Origin of the sequence: Veronia pacifica (genome assembly GCF_001707825.1) — a bacterium.
Classification (GTDB): Bacteria; Pseudomonadota; Gammaproteobacteria; order Enterobacterales; family Vibrionaceae; genus Veronia; species Veronia pacifica.
This window is the reverse complement of the sequence record NZ_LYBM01000033.1, coordinates 1-19,274: the sequence shown is the minus strand read 5'-3', so window position 1 is coordinate 19,274 and position 19,274 is coordinate 1. Positions and strand designations below refer to the sequence as shown.

15 protein-coding genes and 4 pseudogenes are annotated in these 19,274 nt (G+C 46.1%); 15 read left to right on the top strand and 4 right to left on the bottom strand.

Features of this window, described 5'->3' with window-relative positions:
• Positions 1-12 precede the first annotated feature (12 nt).
• The 11 genes and pseudogenes from aroF to gspS2 all read left to right on the top strand — a co-directional run bounded on the left by aroF (position 13) and on the right by gspS2 (position 9,916).
• Positions 13-1,026: a 3-deoxy-7-phosphoheptulonate synthase gene (aroF, locus tag A8L45_RS16280; RefSeq protein WP_068904190.1), complete on the top strand. Its 1,014-nt coding sequence runs from the start codon at positions 13-15 to the stop codon at positions 1,024-1,026.
• Entirely contained in the window at positions 1,023-2,606 is a 1,584-nt protein-coding gene (locus tag A8L45_RS16275) for an anthranilate synthase component 1 (RefSeq protein ID WP_068904188.1), read from the top strand. The genes aroF and A8L45_RS16275 overlap by 4 nt, the downstream gene beginning before the upstream one ends.
• Entirely contained in the window at positions 2,603-3,196 is a 594-nt protein-coding gene (locus tag A8L45_RS16270; RefSeq protein WP_068904186.1) for an aminodeoxychorismate/anthranilate synthase component II, read from the top strand. Before A8L45_RS16275 ends, A8L45_RS16270 begins: the two co-directional genes overlap by 4 nt.
• Positions 3,197-3,228: 32 nt before the next feature.
• Complete coding sequence (trpD, locus tag A8L45_RS16265; RefSeq protein ID WP_068904184.1) at positions 3,229-4,230, top strand: anthranilate phosphoribosyltransferase; 1,002 nt, start codon at positions 3,229-3,231, stop codon at positions 4,228-4,230.
• Positions 4,230-5,596: pseudogene (trpCF, locus tag A8L45_RS16260) on the top strand (bifunctional indole-3-glycerol-phosphate synthase TrpC/phosphoribosylanthranilate isomerase TrpF). Before trpD ends, trpCF begins: the two are co-directional and overlap by 1 nt.
• Before the next feature lie 8 nt (positions 5,597-5,604).
• Positions 5,605-6,794 (top strand): annotated as a pseudogene (trpB, locus tag A8L45_RS16255) (tryptophan synthase subunit beta).
• Positions 6,794-7,615, top strand: a complete 822-nt coding sequence (trpA, locus tag A8L45_RS16250; protein WP_068904182.1) for a tryptophan synthase subunit alpha — start codon at positions 6,794-6,796, stop codon at positions 7,613-7,615. Before trpB ends, trpA begins: the two are co-directional and overlap by 1 nt.
• Before the next feature lie 423 nt (positions 7,616-8,038).
• On the top strand, positions 8,039-8,578 hold the full coding sequence (locus tag A8L45_RS16245) for a septation protein A (RefSeq protein WP_068904180.1): 540 nt from the start codon (positions 8,039-8,041) through the stop codon (positions 8,576-8,578).
• An 84-nt stretch (positions 8,579-8,662) separates the two neighbouring features.
• Positions 8,663-9,061, top strand: a complete 399-nt coding sequence (yciA, locus tag A8L45_RS16240) for an acyl-CoA thioester hydrolase YciA (protein ID WP_068904178.1) — start codon at positions 8,663-8,665, stop codon at positions 9,059-9,061.
• A 98-nt stretch (positions 9,062-9,159) separates the two neighbouring features.
• Positions 9,160-9,462, top strand: a complete 303-nt coding sequence (locus A8L45_RS16235) for a YciI family protein (RefSeq protein ID WP_068904176.1) — start codon at positions 9,160-9,162, stop codon at positions 9,460-9,462.
• A gap of 34 nt (positions 9,463-9,496) precedes the next feature.
• Positions 9,497-9,916 carry a type II secretion system pilot lipoprotein GspS-beta gene (gene gspS2, locus A8L45_RS16230; protein ID WP_068904174.1) on the top strand — a complete coding sequence of 140 codons (420 nt, stop codon included), beginning with the start codon at positions 9,497-9,499 and terminating at the stop codon, positions 9,914-9,916.
• A 155-nt stretch (positions 9,917-10,071) separates the two neighbouring features.
• Here the strand turns inward: gspS2 and A8L45_RS16225 are convergent.
• Both A8L45_RS16225 and A8L45_RS16220 read right to left on the bottom strand, forming a co-directional pair.
• A pseudogene (locus A8L45_RS16225) lies at positions 10,072-11,025 on the bottom strand (class I SAM-dependent methyltransferase).
• Positions 11,022-11,714 (bottom strand): TIGR01621 family pseudouridine synthase, encoded by a 693-nt coding sequence (locus A8L45_RS16220; protein WP_068904171.1) that lies wholly within the window; start codon positions 11,712-11,714, stop codon positions 11,022-11,024. The pseudogene A8L45_RS16225 and the gene A8L45_RS16220 overlap by 4 nt, the downstream one beginning before the upstream one ends.
• A gap of 395 nt (positions 11,715-12,109) precedes the next feature.
• Between A8L45_RS16220 and A8L45_RS16215 the strand changes: the two genes are divergently transcribed.
• On the top strand, positions 12,110-13,189 hold the full coding sequence (locus A8L45_RS16215) for an SGNH/GDSL hydrolase family protein (protein WP_068904169.1): 1,080 nt from the start codon (positions 12,110-12,112) through the stop codon (positions 13,187-13,189).
• An 81-nt stretch (positions 13,190-13,270) separates the two neighbouring features.
• Here A8L45_RS16215 and A8L45_RS16210 read toward each other — a convergent pair whose 3' ends face one another.
• Positions 13,271-14,626, bottom strand: a complete 1,356-nt coding sequence (locus A8L45_RS16210) for a sodium-dependent transporter (protein ID WP_068904167.1) — start codon at positions 14,624-14,626, stop codon at positions 13,271-13,273.
• A gap of 375 nt (positions 14,627-15,001) precedes the next feature.
• On the opposite strand from A8L45_RS16210, the gene cls reads away from it, so the two are divergent.
• The 3 genes and pseudogenes from cls (at position 15,002) to A8L45_RS16190 (ending at position 18,433) form a co-directional block, all read left to right on the top strand.
• Positions 15,002-16,459 carry a cardiolipin synthase gene (gene cls / locus A8L45_RS16200; protein WP_068904164.1) on the top strand — a complete coding sequence of 486 codons (1,458 nt, stop codon included), beginning with the start codon at positions 15,002-15,004 and terminating at the stop codon, positions 16,457-16,459.
• A 302-nt stretch (positions 16,460-16,761) separates the two neighbouring features.
• Entirely contained in the window at positions 16,762-17,064 is a 303-nt protein-coding gene (locus A8L45_RS16195; protein ID WP_068904162.1) for a hypothetical protein, read from the top strand.
• Positions 17,065-17,513: 449 nt separating this feature from the next.
• Positions 17,514-18,433 (top strand): annotated as a pseudogene (locus tag A8L45_RS16190) (manganese-dependent inorganic pyrophosphatase).
• A gap of 67 nt (positions 18,434-18,500) precedes the next feature.
• Here A8L45_RS16190 and A8L45_RS24620 read toward each other — a convergent pair.
• Positions 18,501-19,274, bottom strand: a 774-nt coding sequence (locus A8L45_RS24620) for a hypothetical protein (RefSeq protein ID WP_217492174.1), incomplete at its 5' end; no start/stop codon positions are given.

The window sequence follows — 19,274 nt, the reverse complement described above, 5'->3', positions numbered from 1 at the left end:
TAGGGAAGAGCAATGATCATCGTATTAAAAGCAAAATCAACTGAGCAAGACGCCAAACACATTCTTGAAAAAATTGAACAAGCAGGTTTAAAACCGCTGTATATGCCCGGTGTTGAGCGAACGGTACTCGGTGCGCTCGGTGACGAAAGAGTATTGCAGAAATTGCATCTTGAGAGCCTGCCTGCTGTCGACGAGATCAAACCTATCTTAACCAAATATAAAATGGTTTCCCGCGATGTTCAGGCTCATAACTCCGTTGTGCGTATTGGCGACGTGCCTGTTGGCGGTAATCGTTTCGCTGTAATTGCAGGGCCTTGCTCAGTAGAGTCAGAGCAGCAATTGCTATCCGTCTCCGAGGTGGTTGCCCGTGAAGGTGCAATGGCTATTCGTGGCGGCGCATTCAAACCACGCACAAGCCCTTATGACTTTCAGGGACTGGGAGAAGAAGGCCTGAAGCTGATGAGCCTTGCCAGAGAGATGACAGGTTTACCGATAGTGTCAGAAGTGATGGAAACCAGTCAGGTCGACATGATGGTCAACTATGTTGATTGCCTGCAAATCGGCGCACGGAACATGCAAAACTACGGATTATTAAAGGCCGTCGGCGAAACAGACAAACCAGTCTTGTTAAAACGTGGACTTTCAGCCACTATCGAGGAGTTGTTGCTGGCTGCAGAATACATCTATGATGCTGGCAACCCGAACATTATCCTGTGTGAGCGCGGTATTCGAACGTTTGAGACCGCCACCCGCAATACATTGGATTTAAACGCTGTCGCTGTGATCAAACAAAAAAGTCACTTGCCCGTGCTGGTTGACCCTAGCCACGGGACAGGTGTGCGTGAGTTGGTGATCCCACTTTCACGTGCGGCAGCTGCCGTCGGTGCGGATGGCATCATTGTTGAGAGCCATCTGAAGCCAAGCGAGGCTTTATCAGATGGCCATCAGGCGCTTACCGGAGAAATGTTCGCCCAATTAATGCAGGAACTTAAACCTTTTGTAGAGGCAGCAGGGAGAACGCTGTGAACAACCACGCTGTAAAAACAGGTGAACTGGAAGTATTGAGTCTGGACGTGCCTTATGTGGCCGATCCAACCGAACTCTACAGTGCCGTATGTCAGAATCGGCCAAATAGCCTGTTACTGGAATCGGCAGAGATCGACTCAAAACAAGATATTAAAAGCTTTATGTTGATTGATGCCGCCGTGCGCATTGTCTGCTATGGTCGTCATGTTAAGCTTGAGGCAAAAACCGGAAATGGCCGTAATCTGTTAGCCGCTGTCGAGCACCGCATTGAAAGCCAGCGCCTTTCCATTGAAACAACACTTACCCCAGACACACTGGAGATGCATTTTCCGCGAACAACATCAGCACTCGATGAAGATGCACGCCTGAGGGAGCATTCTCAGTTTGACGCATTAAGACTGGTTCAGGAATCATGCGAACTGGCAGGCCACCCTGATGACGCCATTATGATTGGCGGCTTATTTGCCTATGATTTGGTCGCGGAGTTTGAACCGTTACCCGTTGCAAATGCCACCAATAACTGTCCTGACTATGTGTTCTACGTCGCCGAGACTCTGTTGGTTATTGACCACCAACGCCGGAAAGGGCGACTTCAGGGCACATTGTTTGGCGGTGATGACACCGCAGAGAGCTATTTCGATCTTAGCCGACGTTTGCAGGCGATCAAAGAATCTTGCCTTAACCCGGTTCAATTGCCAGCAGCAGTAATACTGGAGCAATGCGAGCCTCAGGTATCGGTATCGGATACTGACTTCTGTGCAGCAGTTGAAACCATGCGCGATTATGTGGTGAAAGGAGACGTCTTTCAGGTCGTGCCGAGCCGACGCTTTACCCTGCCCTGCCCGTCTCCGCTTAATGCTTACCGCAAGTTAAAGCAGGGTAACCCAAGTCCTTACATGTTCTACATGCATGACGAAGTGTTTACCCTCTTTGGAGCCTCACCAGAGAGCGCTCTGAAATACAGTAAAGAATCCAACCAAGTTGAGATTTATCCCATTGCGGGTACGCGTCCCCGGGGGAAAAACGGCGATGGGTCAATCAACCTTGACCTTGATGGCCGGATTGAACTGGAGCTGCGCAACGATACCAAAGAAAAAGCAGAACATATGATGCTGGTAGATTTGGCGCGAAACGATGTTGCCAGGATCAGTGAGCCAGGGTCGAGATATGTCGCCGACCTTCTGAAAGTTGACCGTTACAGCCACGTCATGCATTTGGTGTCACGAGTGGTTGGTCAGCTGAGAAGCGACCTTGATGCTCTGCACGCCTATCAAGCTTGCATGAACATGGGAACACTGACGGGCGCACCTAAGATTCGTGCGATGCAACTCATCAGAGACTTCGAAAAACAAAAACGTGGCAGCTATGGCGGCGCAGTAGGCTATCTCAATGGGCATGGTGATATGGACACCTGTATTGTCATTCGTTCTGCGTACGTCGAAAACGACATAGCGCAAGTACAAGCTGGTGCAGGTGTTGTTTTTGACTCAGTGCCCCAGGCTGAAGCTGATGAGACCCGTGGTAAAGCACAAGCAGTGATCACTGCTATACAAGCCGCCCACCGGAAGGAGCCAGCATGAGCCAGAATAATACTGAGATCGTTCTGATCGATAACTTTGACTCTTTTACCTATAACCTTGTGGACCAATTTCGCTCTCTGGGTTATCCGGTCACTATTTACCGAAACAGTCTGAAGGCAGAACAGATTGAGCAGGCCATCAACGCTCTTGATAATCCGGTGGTGGTGCTGTCTCCCGGACCGGGCGCCCCTGCCGACGCAGGCTGTATGCCAGAATTAATCCTACGTCTAAAAGGTAAAGTGCCAATGATTGGGATTTGCCTTGGTGAGCAGGCCATCGTAGAAGCGTATGGCGGTAAAGTAGAGGGCGCGGGAGAAATAGTGCATGGCAAAGCCTCAGCGTTACAGTGTGGCAGTCATCCCGTCTTTGATGACCTACCGCAAACATTGACCATTGCACGTTACCACTCGCTGGTTGCTACTGAGGTGCCAGATTCACTGGCGGTGATTGCAGACGTCAATGGTTTGGTGATGGCTGTGGCTAACGATAACGATAAAGTAGTCGGTTACCAGTTTCACCCGGAGTCAATTCTGACAACTACTGGTGCCGACCTGCTCACTAACACTATTAGCTGGGCGACAGACGCCTGACAGCTGCTGGCTGATTGTAAGGAGAAGAATCTATGGATGAGATAATTAATAAACTCTATCAACAGGAATCACTGACAAAGTCAGAAAGTCACCAGTTGTTCGATACCATCATCAAGGGCGAACTTGACCCAATCTTACTGGCGGCTGTACTGACAGCGCTCAAGATTAAGGGGGAGACCCCCGAGGAAATAGCAGGTGCGGCCTCAGCGCTCACAGAAAACGCAAACCCGTTTCCCTCACCAGACTATGATTTTGCTGACATTGTCGGAACAGGTGGTGATGGGGCAAATACCATCAATATTTCGACCACTGCCGCTTTTGTTGCCGCAGCCTGCGGTGCCAAAGTGTCGAAACATGGAAACCGGGGCGTTTCCAGCAAATCAGGATCATCCGATTTACTGGCAGCTTTCGGTATTGATTTAACAATGTCGCCGGAAACTGCACGAGCAGCGCTAGATGATTTGGGAGTCTGTTTCCTTTTTGCTCCCCAATACCATAGCGGTGTCCGCCACGCGATGCCCGTTCGGCAAACCATGAAAACCCGGACCATCTTTAATGTGCTGGGACCTCTCATCAACCCGTCCAAGCCTCCGCGTGAGTTAATGGGTGTGTATGACGAATCACTCGTTGCTCCCATTGCCGAAACGATGCGCTCGCTGGGCATGGACCATGCATTTGTCGTTCATGGCAGTGGTCTTGATGAAGTCGCTATTCACGGTGAAACTACAGTAGCTGAGATCAAAAATGGTGAGATCGAGCACTATACACTGACACCTGAAGACTTTGGTGTAGAGGCCTATCCACTTGAGGCGATTAAGGGTGGCACACCAGAAGAAAACCGAGAAGTAACCAGTCTGATTCTTCAGGGTAAGGCTACGGACGCTCAGCAAAGTGCGGTAGCCATCAATGTTGCTCTATTTTTACGTCTTTTTGGTCATCAAGACTTAAAAGCCAATACTCAGAAAGCACTGGATGTCATGAAAAGTGGTAAGCCTTACCAACTGGTACAACAGTTGGCCGCACGGAGTGAATAATGGAAACCGTTTTAGCAAAAATTGTTGCCGACAAAAGGGTATGGGTTGAAGAAAGAAAACGCAGCCAGCCACTTGAATCCTTTATCGGTGAAGTGGTACCAAGTGACAGAAGTTTCTATCAAGCACTGTCAGGTCGTCCGGCAAAATTTATTCTTGAATGCAAGAAAGCCTCGCCATCAAAAGGGCTGATCCGCGATGATTTTGACCTGGACTATATTGCTGGCGTCTACGGCAATCATGCCTCAGCTATTTCAGTACTGACGGATGAAAAGTATTTTCAGGGCAATTTTGACTTCTTACCACAGGTTCGTGGACAGGTAACTGTTCCTGTGCTGTGTAAAGACTTTATGGTCGACCCTTATCAGGTCTATCTCGCGCGTTACTATCAGGCAGATGCCATATTGCTGATGTTGTCCGTCCTCAATGATCAGGATTACAAACAACTCGCCGACCTCGCCCATGAGCTGGATTTGGGCATATTGACTGAGGTGAGCAACGAAGAAGAGTTGGAACGCGCTATTGCACTTGAGGCACGCGTTATTGGTATCAACAACCGCAACCTGCGGGATATGAGTATTGATCTCAACCGGACAAAAGAATTGGCATCAAAGATCCCTGAGGGTACTGTGGTGATCTCTGAATCAGGTATCTATACCCATCAACAGATTCGTGAACTGGCTCAGTATGCTAATGGCTTTTTGATCGGCAGCTCCCTGATGGAAGAACAAGATTTGGAGATGGCTGCCCGTAAAGTCATCTATGGTGAAAATAAGGTGTGTGGTTTAACCCGCCCCGAAGATGCAAAGCCGCGTATGACAATAATGCGGTATATGGCGGATTGATTTTTGTTGAAAAGTCTCCCCGTTATATCACTGCGTCGCAGGCTGAAAAGGTGATCACACAGGCACCTCTAAAGTACGTCGGCGTGTTTTTGAACCACAGCGCACATCATGTTGCGGAAATCGCGACAGCGCTGTGCCTGCACGCTGTCCAACTTCATGGCAACGAAGATGCAGCCTACATTGATTCCGTCAAAGCCCTTTTACCGGAGGGCTGCCAGGTATGGAAAGCATTGGGCGTCGAGGATTCACTGCCTGAACCTGTTGCTGGTGCTGACCGTCACCTGCTGGATACCAAAGTGGGTGAGCAAAGCGGCGGTACAGGAAAGGTCTTTGACTGGGAACTTATCGCTGAAGCAGACAAGAACACTATTATGATTGCTGGCGGTTTGTCTGCAGACAACGCTGAACTGGCCAGCCAATTAGGAACATTGGGGCTCGATTTCAACTCAGGTGTTGAATCAGCTCCGGGAGTTAAGGACCATCAAAAACTGGCCGCGGCTTTTGCGGCAGTCAGACGTTATTAAGGACTGTTATGACAAAATTAAACGCCTATTTTGGTGAGTTTGGTGGTCAATATGTACCGCAAATTCTTGTACCAGCACTGGACCAGCTGGAACAGGCATTCATTGATGCGCAGAGCGATCCCGAGTTCCAGCGCGAATTTATCGACTTATTACAAGAATATGCTGGTCGACCAACCGCGCTGACTCTTTGCAAAAACTTGACCAAAGGAACCAAAACTAAGCTGTATCTGAAGCGTGAAGATCTTCTTCATGGCGGTGCACATAAAACTAATCAGGTACTGGGTCAGGCACTGCTTGCCAAACGTATGGGTAAGAACGAGATCATTGCTGAAACGGGTGCTGGGCAGCACGGTGTGGCGACTGCTCTTGCCTGCGCATTGCTCGATCTGAAATGCCGTGTGTACATGGGAGCAAAAGACGTTGAACGTCAAAGCCCCAATGTATTCCGGATGCGCCTGATGGGTGCTGAAGTCATCCCTGTACACTCAGGTTCATCGACGCTGAAAGATGCCTGTAACGAAGCATTACGCGACTGGTCAGCAAGCTACGACAAAGCTCACTATTTGTTGGGGACTGCTGCAGGTCCCCATCCCTTCCCGACAATCGTCCGTGAATTTCAGAAAATGATTGGGGAAGAGTCTAAGCAACAGATTCTGGAAAAAGAAGGTCGCCTGCCTGACTCCATCATCGCCTGTGTGGGTGGCGGTTCAAACGCCATTGGTATGTTCTCTGATTTTATCGATGACGAAGAGGTTGAGCTAATTGGTGTTGAACCCGCGGGTTAGGTATCGATACCGACCAACACGGTGCGCCGCTGAAACACGGCAAGCTGGGTATCTTCTTTGGCATGAAATCGCCGCTGATGCAGGATCCAAACGGTCAGGTTGAGGAATCTTATTCCGTGTCAGCGGGTTTAGATTTTCCTTCAGTCGGTCCGCAGCATGCCCACCTCAATGCGACTGGGCGAGCAAAATATGTTGCCGTCACTGATGATGAAGCGCTGGAATCATTTCAAGAGCTGGCCAGACATGAGGGAATCATTCCTGCCTTAGAATCGGCTCATGCTCTGGCACATGCCGTCAAAATGGCTAAAGATAACCCAGATAAAGAACAACTCTTAGTGGTGAATCTATCTGGTCGCGGTGATAAGGATATTTTCACTGTGTACGATATTCTTGAAGAAAAAGGAGCGCTTTAATGGCTGACACTCTGTCACATCGCTACCAAGCGATGTTTGAAAAATTAGATGCAAAAAATCAGGGTGCATTTGTTCCTTTTGTCACCATCGGAGACCCAAATCCGGAACAATCCCTCAAAGTGATTGAGGCTTTGGTAGAAAGTGGCGCTGACGCTCTTGAGCTGGGGATCCCTTTTTCGGACCCGCTAGCAGATGGCCCTACCATTCAGGGCGCGGCCATTCGCGCCCTCGATTCGGGTACGACTCCAGATAACTGCTTTGGGATCCTGAAACAGATTCGTGCAAATCATCCAGATATCCCGATGGGACTGCTGATGTATGCCAATCTGGTTTTTGCCAATGGTATTGACAGTTTCTATGCAAAATGCGCCGAAGCGGGTGTGGATTCGGTACTTATCGCAGATGTGCCTGCCAACGAATCACGGGAATTTCGGGAATCTGCAGTGAAACATGGCGTTCATCCTATTTTTATTGCACCACCGAATGCTGACGATTCAACGCTGAAAACCATCTCCGAACTTGGTGGCGGTTATACCTACCTACTTTCTCGTGCTGGGGTTACTGGCACAGAAACAAAAGCAGGAAAACCTATTAACCACCTACTCGAAAAATTGGCAGAGTTTGATGCGCCTCGTCCACTGCTGGGCTTCGGAATCTCTACTCCTGATCAGGTCAAAGAAGCAATACACGCTGGAGCGGCTGGTGCAATATCGGGCTCAGCTGTCGTCAAAATTATCGAAGATAACGTTGATAACGATGAGAAAATGCTTTTGGCACTCGGCGAGTTTGTCAGCACAATGAAAGCAGCAACGGCTAAGTAGCCCGAGTTCAGGTAAACGCCGTAAAGGTTTTAACGGGTCTGTCCTTTCAAAGGGGGCAGACCCTTTTTAACGCGGTGTGGCAAGTGAAGCAAAACGACAATTAAACTCCAAAAAAAAGCTCAACATGTTCAAACGTATTTTTTTGTAACGTTTTGTCTCCACCAATCATTAAATACATGTTCTAAAGCGAGTTATCCTCCTAGAGACAATCTCAATGGATATTTATCGCAAGTCTTCTTTACTGAGTATTAGCAACACCAGCTCGCTGAATTCAAACAAGTAAATTCAATAGTTAGACCTGTGGATGTTATGTTTCATTTTTGCTTTCGGTGTCTGTAAAACCCGTGGATTTTATCTCGACTTGGTTTCCGGTAAACTAGTGAATCGAAAATAAACTAATGAACGGACTTTACAGGTAACTGGATGAAGCAACTTCTCGATTTTATTCCACTGATCATTTTCTTTGCGCTGTACAAAATGTACGACATTTATACAGCGACAGGAGCACTGATTGTCGCCACACTGGTTCAGGTTGTCGTGACCTGGTTCCTTTACCGTAAAGTAGAAAAAATGCAGTTGGTGACAGCAGCACTTGTCGCCGCCTTTGGTGGAATGACCTTGTTCTTCCATGATGACAACTTCATCAAATGGAAAGTGACCATAGTGTACGTCCTATTTGCGGTAGGTTTAATTGTCACTCAAATAATCGGCAAACCGCTCATTAAAGGTATGTTGGGCAAAGAAATTAGCCTTCCTGACAGAGCATGGCGCACGATCAACACGGCATGGGTCGCTTTTTTTGCTGTGCTGGCGGTCGTCAACATATACGTTGCCTACAAACTGCCGCTCGATGTATGGGTTAACTTCAAAGTGTTCGGACTCATGGCGCTCACGCTGATTTATACACTGGCAACGGGTTTTTATATATATCGTCAGATGCCAAAAGAAGAAAAAACTGACTGACGTTATTGTTATTAATAACATATTTATAAACAGGGGCTTCTCGCCCCTGTCTTCGTTCTTACTGTCGACAACTGGAAAAAATCTATGTCTGAAAATTCTCACTGCCCACGCGGTCAACTGTTACTAAGAACACTCGCGATGCCAGCAGACACCAATGCTAATGGAGATATTTTCGGCGGCTGGATCATGTCTCAACTTGATCTTGCAGGCGCCATTCTCGCCAAGGAAATTTGTGGCGGAAAAGTGGTCACCGTTTCTGTGAATGAGATTGTTTTTAAAGCGCCGGTAGGCGTCGGAGACGTGGTGTGTTGCTATGGTGAATGCTCAAATATCGGTCGAACCTCAATGAGCATAGATCTCGAAGTCTGGGTCAAACCTGTGGCGACAGATGGTATTGGGGAGCGCTACAAAGTCTGCGAGGCGGTATTCAACTATGTCGCGATCAATGCAGATGGTCGACCACGCCCTGTCAGTAAAGACTGATTCGTCGAGGTCGGTCACCGATTTAACGTTGCAGGTTTTATTGTGACTTTATTCGGCATACACTGAAGGAAATCAATTATTTTGGAGTTAGGTTTAGGATGTGGTACGTCATTTTTTCTCAGGATGTTGAAAACAGTCTTCCATTGCGAATGCAGGTTCGTGAGCAGCATCTCGCGCGGTTAAAAACGTTGGAAGCAGAAGGACGACTCTTGGTGGCGGGGCCAAATCCAGCTGTTGACTCTGAGGAGCCGGGTGAAGCAGGTTTCACAGGCTCTACTGTAATTGCAAAGTTTGACAGCCTAGACGCTGCAAAAAGCTGGGCAGAACAAGACCCATACATTGAAGCTGGCGTATACAAGGATGTGATTGTGAAGCCTTTCAAAAAGGTTCTTCCAGCGTAAGAAATAAAAAAGACAACAGATAAGGACAAGGTACATGCATCGCAAATTGGGGTTAAATCGCCTACTTTTGACAGGCCTGATCACACTGCTGGTATCAGCCTGTTCATCTACGCCTACTGAGCAGGAGTTGGCTAACTCCTTTGCTGATCAGCGTGCAGATATGTTATCAAGAGTCGTTCCAATAGATATGGACGGTTACAGGCTGATAAAAGCCAAAGCCAATGAGAGCAATATTGAGCTGACAATGCTGTTTGGCGGTGAACAAGGTAAGCGCCAACCCGATGAACTGTATCAGGGGATGACAAAACGCTATTGCAGAGATACAGAGATACTGTCTTTGATGGAAAATGGCGTCACTTATACCCTTTTGGTTCGTGACCAACGCGGCCGCAAGCTTTTTGAACGCCCGATATCACTTTCGAACTGTTCTGGTGTGGTCGGCGAGAAAAGCTAAAGATCATTGTTACTGAGATGAACAGATATAAAAGGCAACCGAAGGTTGCCTTTTTACATGGCTGCACGTGATTAGGATTCTAAAAACGCGCATACCCAAATAAATTGCACGAAAAAACGGATAATTAACAACGGCAGACCTGTGTTAGCTTCATGCTAACCTTCACTCTCAGCATGGTGTCTAAAGTGCATCACTTTCAACGCACTGTCGGGGCTGATATCTTCAAACTCAGTGGGATTTTCGAGACGTTTTTCAAACTTAAACGCTGGAGCACTCTCTGACATCTGTTCTAGAATAAAGGACTCTCCAATGTCTGGTGCATTCACACAGGCCAGCACTTCTCCTCCATCACTGACCAGCTCAGGCAGACGACGTAATATCTTGGCATAGTCTTTATCCAGCACAAAACTCCCTTTCTGGAACGAGGGTGGGTCAATCACCACTAGGTCGTAAGGACCCAGTTTTCTCAATTTACCCCAGGATTTGAAAACATCATGACCAAGAAAACTGACTTTGGACAGGTCGTGGTTATTAAGTCTATGGTTGTCACGCCCGCGTGATAGCGACGACCTTGCCATATCAAGATTAACGACGCTCTCAGCCCCTCCTTGCATGGCTGCCATAGAAAAGCCGCAAGTGTAAGCAAACAGATTGAGTACTGACTTACCTTGAGTACTGTCCATCACCCACTTGCGGCCAAGGCGCATATCCAGAAAAAGACCATTGTTCTGGCGTTTTCCCATATCAAGCAGGAAGCGCAGCCCATTTTCTTTAATTTCGATTTGCTCCGGGATCTCACCTACAATGAACTGTGTCGGTGAGTCAGGTCGGTCCCTGTGTTGCAACAAAATATGCTGTCCTCCAGAGCGTTGCCACACATCAGTCTTCGCAAAGTCCGTCATCTACTCATTAAGCACATGAAAAAAAGCGTCTTCCTGTTCCTTGAAGACCGAAACAAGTAGAACAGGTTCAAGCCAGTCAACGGTTAACTGCTCCAATCCCTCATAACAACGGCCACGGCCGTGAAAAAGCCGTCGTGCTTCACCGGGGGCGCAGTCCAGTCGATCGCCAAGGATCTGCACCAGCTGCTTTAGCATCTTTTCATTCATTGCTTATCCTTACTACCTACTCCGCTGATAGAAGCTTCTGGCCACGTCAGAGCCCAGGGAGCCTGCCAATTATCAGGAATACTTGGCCATGCCTCTCCAATCTCGGGAGGGCAGGTAAATGTATGTTGTTCGCCGTCTAGTGTGAATTTCAGGCAATACGCATGGAGATAACCGCGATCAGCGGGATCGCCGCCATAGATATCGTCACCGAGAATAGCGGAACCGAGGCTTTTTAACGCCACCCGAATCTGATGTGTTTTTCCGGTGCGCGGTTTGCAAAGAAAAAGTCTCTGACCGGGCGCGCCCGCAACAGAGAAAAACTGAGTCATCGCGGGGTTACTTCTGCCTTTGGTCAACTTCCATGCAGAACGGCGACTTTTCACCATATCGCCAATCACAGCACCTTGTTTCTTGGTTGGTTTCTTACCAGATAATGCGAGATAAAATTTCTCAATATTACGATTGGCGAATAAGCCGCTTAAGGTCGCTGCAGCCCTCTGATTTCTGGCTAACAACAGTAAACCTGATGTCATCTTATCCAGCCGATGTACCAGATAAAGCTGTTTATCACCAATATCGGCCGCAACCTTAGCCACTAAAGGTTGTTCGTTGTTGTCTTTATGAACACTGATACCGGGCGACTTGTTGATGACCAAAAAATCGTCACCGCAAAAGATCAGGCTGTACATGCTCTCACCCTCTCAGAAAAATCAGCGCATGAGTGTACTGATTGTCCAGAGGTTAATAAAGCAGATTGCGTTCGGACATCTCATCTTAAAGCGATTGGTGACTAAAAAGCTGTCATTCAAATGCCCAAGTCGACGTAGAGTGAGGAATTAGAAGGGAAAAAACACCTGATCAATACCAATATGCTGAGCAAAAAGGAGGTAAAAAGAAGAGTTAAATAAAATTTAAATCATTGATAAATAAATTACTTTTTTATTAATTGCATTAAATTCTCTTAGTTAAAATGTGGTTTGACCTGTGCTTTCAGCAAAAGAATCTCAAATTCATCAAATTACTATCTGATTTAGATATAGATTTCATTACTTTCATACTTTTAAATCAATAAAGGATTCTGTTCATGGTCAGAAAACTCGGTCTGTTAGCCTGCTTGCTTTACAGTAGCTATGGCATAACACAAACTGTGCCAGCGACCCATTACGCCGTCAACTATGAAGGCAGAAGTGTAAAAGAATACGCCACTGGCTCGGTGCTGTTTAACTTCCCCGGCAGCACAATGAAAACCCAATTCACTGGTACCCACCTTTCAGTCAACCTTATTGGTCGTGGTAATCACTTTGACGTATTAATTGATGGACAATTAACAGACAAAATCGTCACAGCTAATGGCCCTGATATCCAGACATTTGAATTATTTTCCAGTGAAGAAACGGCAACTGTAGAAGTATCATTGGTAAAGAGAACAGAGAACCCGGATGCCATGGTCAAAGTCGTCTCTTTGGATCATGATGGCTTCCTTCAGGGGCTCTGGGAGAATAAGCCACATATTCTCTTTATTGGGGACTCTATCAGTGCAGGGTTCGGCAGCGAGTCAAACAAGCGTGATTGTACCTGGAATGAGATTTATGAAACCTCGAATGCCAGGCTTGCTTTCCCTTATCAGACAGGAGAGATACTCAATACCAGTATCACTCAGGTATCGGTTTCTGGCTTAGGACTTATTAGAAACTGGAGTGGAAATCAGCCGTACCATGACCTGTCATACTACGCTGATAAAGCGGGGGCTGTATTTGGTGGCAAATACCAGTTTAGCTATGAAGATAAACATCCGGATCTGATCGTGATTGAAGTGGGTACCAATGACTTCAGTACAGACCCTCAACCCCATGAGCCTTGGAATAACATTGGGGAAGTCAGAGAAGAGTGGGTTGAGCGCATGGTTGAGTTCACAGAGCAACTCAAGTCCCGTTATGACAATACCAATATTGTTTATATGCCTCGCCCGGCTTATCCCTACGACTATATTATTCCAGCCACTCAGGAAGCGATGGCGACCTTGCATTCAAAAGGCGTCGAAGGTCTTTTCAGCCACACCTTTGTCTCGCCGCTTGAAGGATGCATTTGGCACCCCACCGCAACGGAAAGCCGCGATATTGCAACCAAACTATCAGCATTCATCCAGCAGAATGAGCTGCTTTAAGTTTCTTAGCAAACTTTTCAAATTTTAACAGCTATAAGAAATTATCCCCGCAATTGCGGGGATACGTATATGTGGCAAACTTTACAACATACCTTTAAGCACAGGCCAAAGAAATACCATCCCCATCAGCACTGGACAAACAAATCGGACATAACTCGGCCAGATTTTCCAGAACAGGCTACTTTCCAGCTCTGGATTTCCTTGCTTTAATTCTTCCAACACCTGATTACGATGCCAAATCCAGCCCGCAATCAATGCTGTCATCAAACCGATAATTGGTTGAGCATATTCAGTCGTTACGCTGATCACCAGACCAAATAAGTCTCCAAAGTTGAAAACAATGACAGTAGAGAAAGCGGCTATCAAACCACCAATCAGCCATACAGCCTTGCCACGCTCAATATTTAGTTCTTCTATGGCTGTGGATACAGGCACCTCCAGCATCGCGATTGATGAAGTCAGCGCAGCAATGATCATCAGAGCGAAAAACGCCATACCTATCAGCAGCCCTGCACTACCCATGGTGTCGAACATTGCAGGTAGCACGCTGAATACCAGAGTATCACTGTCTAGCAGTGCACCTGTTTCGCTATAAATCTGAACACCGTTCTTCTGAGCAACAAACATTGCAGGTAAAACAAGCAGGCCAGCAAGAAACGCAACCCCGGTATCCAGAAGGGACACTTGCGCCGCCGTCATCGGAAGGTTGGCATCCTTTCTCAGGTAAGATCCATATGCCATCATGGCGCACACGCCAATAGACAGAGAAAAGAAAGCTTGCCCCATGGCACTAATAACCAGATCCGGTGAAAAATGAGAAGCGTCGGGGACTAGATACATTTTTAAGCCCTCGCCTGCACCGGGTAAGGTCATAATATAGATAGTCATTAGTACGAAGAGTACAAACAAAACTGGCATCAAGCGGCTCGACCAGCGCTCGATTCCACCAGCCACACCTTTCCGAACGACAAAAATAGTGAGTAGCATAAATAAAAGCATTAAGAGCAGGTTACGTTCGTTGCTGAAGGTCTCCAACCAAACGGCAGCGTCATTCAAACCCACTATTTTTAGCATTGGGTTGGCAAAGAAGCCGAGGAGCCAACCTGCAACGATGGCATAGAAACTCAAAATACCACTGGCACCCAGAAGGCCTGCCATGCCAACAATCTTGGCAACTGTTTTTTGTTTTGGTGCAACAGCTAACAGAGAGCGAATTGGGTTTGCGTTGCCATAACGTCCGATTGTTAATTCAGCGACTAAAAGTGGGTAGGCAAGAATGAACACCATGAAAAGATAGGTTAATAAAAAGACTGCACCACCATTGCTGGCGGCCTGAGTTGGAAAACCCCAAATATTACCCAGCCCAACGGCGGATCCCGCGGCTGCTAAGATGAACCCTAATCGGGAAGAAAACTGGGCTCGACTATTTCCTGCCATACACACTCGCTTATATTTTAAACACACTCACATATCCAGTGAAAACATTCAGTCACTGACAAATAGTCAGATGTATTGATTTGTTTACATCCGTAAAAACAGTGTTTTTCACTAATGCGTAGCCAGTAAACCAGTTTGCGCATAGAATTTGAAGCGCCAGCGTTATATTTTTATTTTTTTTCAATATTTGCTTTCTAAATGAGCAAAAAGCGATTAAAAAGCATACTCCCCTCTCACCTACCCTATAAAGCATGCTAATGTCATTGAATAGAATATAGAGTTGTCTCCCTGTTCCTTTGTCCATATAGCGATAATTCATGCAACTTCTTTTCATTCGCACTATATTGTTGAGCTCATTAGTGAAAATGATGTGATATGGAAAAATTTTATCAAATCGTAAGTTGGGCTGGTCTGTTTTTTTATTGGCTCATCGTTGCCTCAGTGACTATTCGTGTGGTGTTTAAACGTCGTGCCCCCGGTGTCACCATCGCTTGGCTAATGGTTATCTATATCCTACCGATACTCGGTGTTTTCCTCTATTTGCTCGTTGGAGAACTTCATCTGGGTAAGAAGCGGGCCGAGCGTGCTCGATCGATGTATTCATCGTTTGAAAGCTGGCTCATATCACTACGTTCATGTTCAGCACACACACCACAGCTACTCAGCCATCACTCGCGACACGTAAATGACCTATGCTTCCACCGCATGGGGATCCCGGCACTGGTTGGTAACAAACTGGAATTGAAACACAACCCTTTCGATATCCTTAGCGCCATTGAGAAAGATATCGCTGCAGCGAAGACAAGTATTAACATGGTCTTCTATATCTGGTCGCCCGGTGGAGATGCAGACAGGGTCGCACAGGCTGTCTGCGATGCAGCTAGTCGCGGTGTGGCGGTTAAGTTGATGTTGGACTCAGCAGGCAGTAAAGAATTTTTCAGAAGCCCTTGGCCGTCAGAAATGAGGAAAGCGGGTGTAGAGTTAATTGAGGCACTTTCCGTCAGCCCGTTGAGAATGTTCCTTCGTCGCTTGGATATCAGGCAACACAGAAAAATCGCAGTCATTGATAACAAGATTGCCTATACAGGCTCGATGAATATGGTTGATCCTCGATTCTTCAAACAGAATGTTGGCATTGGGCAGTGGGTCGATATTATGGTTCGACTGACGGGGCCAGCTGTACCTGTGGTGAATAGTATTTTTTCGTGGGACTGGGAAGTGGAAACAGGCATCCGCGATCTTCCGGCTCTCCCTGAGTGCGATATACCCTCTTCATCTGACGAAGTGCATGCCATTCAGGTGATTCCATCAGGCCCGGGTATGCCAGACGGTGTTATCCATCAGGTATTAATGTTGGCGATTCATCAGGCACATCGATCTATTACTATAACCACCCCTTATCTGGTTCCCAGCGAAAGCTTATTGACTGCTCTTAGAACAACGGCTGAAAGAGGTGTTGAAGTCAACCTCATTATTCCGGCAAAGAACGACAGTATCATGGTCGATTGGGCGAGCCGTTCATTTTTTACCGAGCTCATGTACTCAGGAGTCAATATTTACCGCTTTGATGGCGGTCTTCTGCACACTAAATCTGTCGTGATCGATGATGAGTTTTGCTTCATAGGAACGGTGAACCTTGATATGCGCAGCCTGTGGCTGAATTTTGAGCTTACTCTGGCAGTGGATGACCCAGAATTTTGCTGTCAGCTGGTCAGTCTTCAAAAGCAGTATATCGAGCAATCTGAAATATTAGACTTTGAGAGCTGGCAAAAACGTTCGATGATTAACAAACCTATTGAGCAATTTTTCTATATGTTTGCTCCCCTTCTCTAAGGCTGACTCTCTCAAAGATTCTTTCTAATTGACGGATAGTATGTAGCGATATTCTCCCCGTATTACGGATGCCTTTCGGTTATTGAGGGCCTGAGTATACTCAGGCCAATATTTTCTTTGCGTGATCAGATAACAATTCAAAAAAAGGTATATTTATTCCGTCTCATATTCGATAAAAGCAATTTTTATATATACCAATTGGTTATAAATTAATCGCTCAATTCAGTCGATTTTCCCAGTTTTTAATCATTCGTTTGACTACACTGGATAACACTGACAAAAAACATGGGAGGAGAAAAAGAATGTTATCAAAACACCGGGATTACCTTCTGCAAGATACTAAGCATATGCGTGCCCACTTTCAGGTTAATCCGACCGGTATTGTTGAAGTTGAAATTATCGATAATAAAGAGTATCACTCTGCCGAGTTCGACAAAGTTAAATTTGAACGACGTGGAAAAGTAACTAAGTTAGTTGGTCAGACTGTTTCCGGCAACAAGAAGGTGCAATGGCAGGTGCCACTTGCTATTGAAGACGCCAATGAGCTTGCTCAATTAATTGAGGATGCATCGGAAGAATTAGAAATTTTGATGAGAGACTTGTGATAAAACAAACTCTTTATTTCTCATCAAAAATGCAGCAATTTTAGCTGGCATTTTTGTACGAGGTTCATTAATCAACATCAGCCAACACCGATATTTAAAATGACACTGTCGATTTTCCCTCGCTTAACAAACAATATTCATTACTCATCGCATCTCTTATTTTCATGGCGGTCTTAAAAGGTTCCTCCTCACCGCTTGTCGGTACCTGACAGTACCCAGTAGTCGCTAATAAATAATAAAAAAGATATGGCTTTTAAAAGTAATATACTCGATGTCACATTAGCATGCGTTTTCATTTTATTGAGCGAGTGAAACCATCAGGTTTCATAATAAAGTAGCCTTTGGAGAAAGAGTAACCTGACGATTTGCAGCGCAAGACGCCAGAGGACGGATGTACATTTAGCATCACTTTGTTAAAATTGCGCCGAAATTACTTATGAGAGAACTCTATGGCAATGTACGTAGTGGGACACAAGATCCCAGATTCGGATTCTATTTGTGGTGCAATCGCTCTGGCTTACCTAAAAAACAAAATTGGTGAACCAGCCATTGCATCTCGCTTGGGTGAGCCGTCTCCTGAGACACAATTCATCCTAGATCGCTTTGGTTTTGAAGCACCAGAGCTAAAGATGAGCTATGCGGGCGAAGAGGTTTATATCGTAGACCACTCGGAGGTGACACAAGCACCTGACGATATCGCAGAAGCAACCATCGTTGGTATCGTCGATCACCACAAACTCGGTGACTTGACCACTGCGGCCCCCCTTGAGTGCTGGATTCGTCCTGTCGGCTGCAGCAACACAGTGATCAAAATGATGTACGATTTCCATGGTGTCGAAATTCCAAAAGACATTGCTGGTATCATGCTTTGTGCGATCCTCAGCGACACGGTTATCTTTAAATCGCCAACCTGCACCACAGCAGATATTCGTTGTGTTGAAGATCTGGCTAAAATTGCGGGTATTGAAGACTACAAAGCATTGGGCATGGAAATGTTCAAAGTAAAATCAGCAGTAGACGGCACGCCAGCACGCGATCTGGTTCTGCGTGATTTTAAAGACTTCAACATGAACAACAATCTGGTAGGCATCGGCAGCTGGAAGTGGTTGACTTGTCAGTCTTTGACACTATCAAAGCCGATCTCGAAGCTGACATTGCCAAGCTGAAAGAAGAAGGCCAACGCCATACCGTGATGTTGCTACTGACTGACATCATGAAAGAAGGTTCTGAGCTGTTGGTCGTATCAGACGATGTCACGATCGTTGAGCGTGCATATGGCAAAGAAACTGAAAATAGCCGTGTGTGGCTAGATGGCGTTCTGAGCCGTAAAAAGCAGGTTGTTCCGCCGCTTCAGGAAGCATTTGCTTAACGCAAAACACTGCGATGATATAGAGAAAAAGGGCCATCATGGCCCTTTTTTGTTTGTCACTATGTTGCTATTTGCTATTCACTCTTCCTCTCACAGAGAGGAAACAACTTAGGAGTAAAAATAACAAATAACTGCTACCGCCAGATGAGTCTTGCGGGTCGTCTTGTTTTGTAGTGACGCTTAGTGGCTCTAATTTCAGCACAGCCTTATAGTCAGTAAAACCTCGAACGGTGACCAGCTTTGTATCATTAGTGCTACCGCTAATCTTACAGAGTTCATCATTATCTGGCGTAGCCGAAGAACAAGAACCACTAAAACTATTCGAAGAGTAATTTACATTTTGGATAAATAAGTCCGCATCACCAATGCTATCAATTAAGGTAACCTGGCTTTCCTCATTTGGCACTCTAAGGACAAAGGTAGAGTCTTGCCCTTTAATACCAGATAAAACTACAGGTTCGTTCATTACTAGTTCTTTTAACTCAGGAACCTTCCACTCTATAGTTGCACTTGTACTTAGCAAACTTACCTGTGCTTCAAAATTTTCTTCCGCCAATGAATTTAAATGACAAAGAATTTTGTCATCACAGTTTATTCCAACTTTGCTGGAAGAAGGGGTAACCTTGGACAGATTAATAAGCCCATCACCTGAAGTAAACTCTAGAGTCATACTCGGTATAGCGTCTTCGGTGCTAAACAGAAAAGTCGTATCTTTACTCATAGTTACAGGTTTATTGGGAGTTAAAGTTATCACTTCTGGTTTATGCTGAATAGCTCGATAAGTAATTGTCACATTGTTATAAACAGGGTTACCTGTTACAAAAACGACCAGCCTTTCACC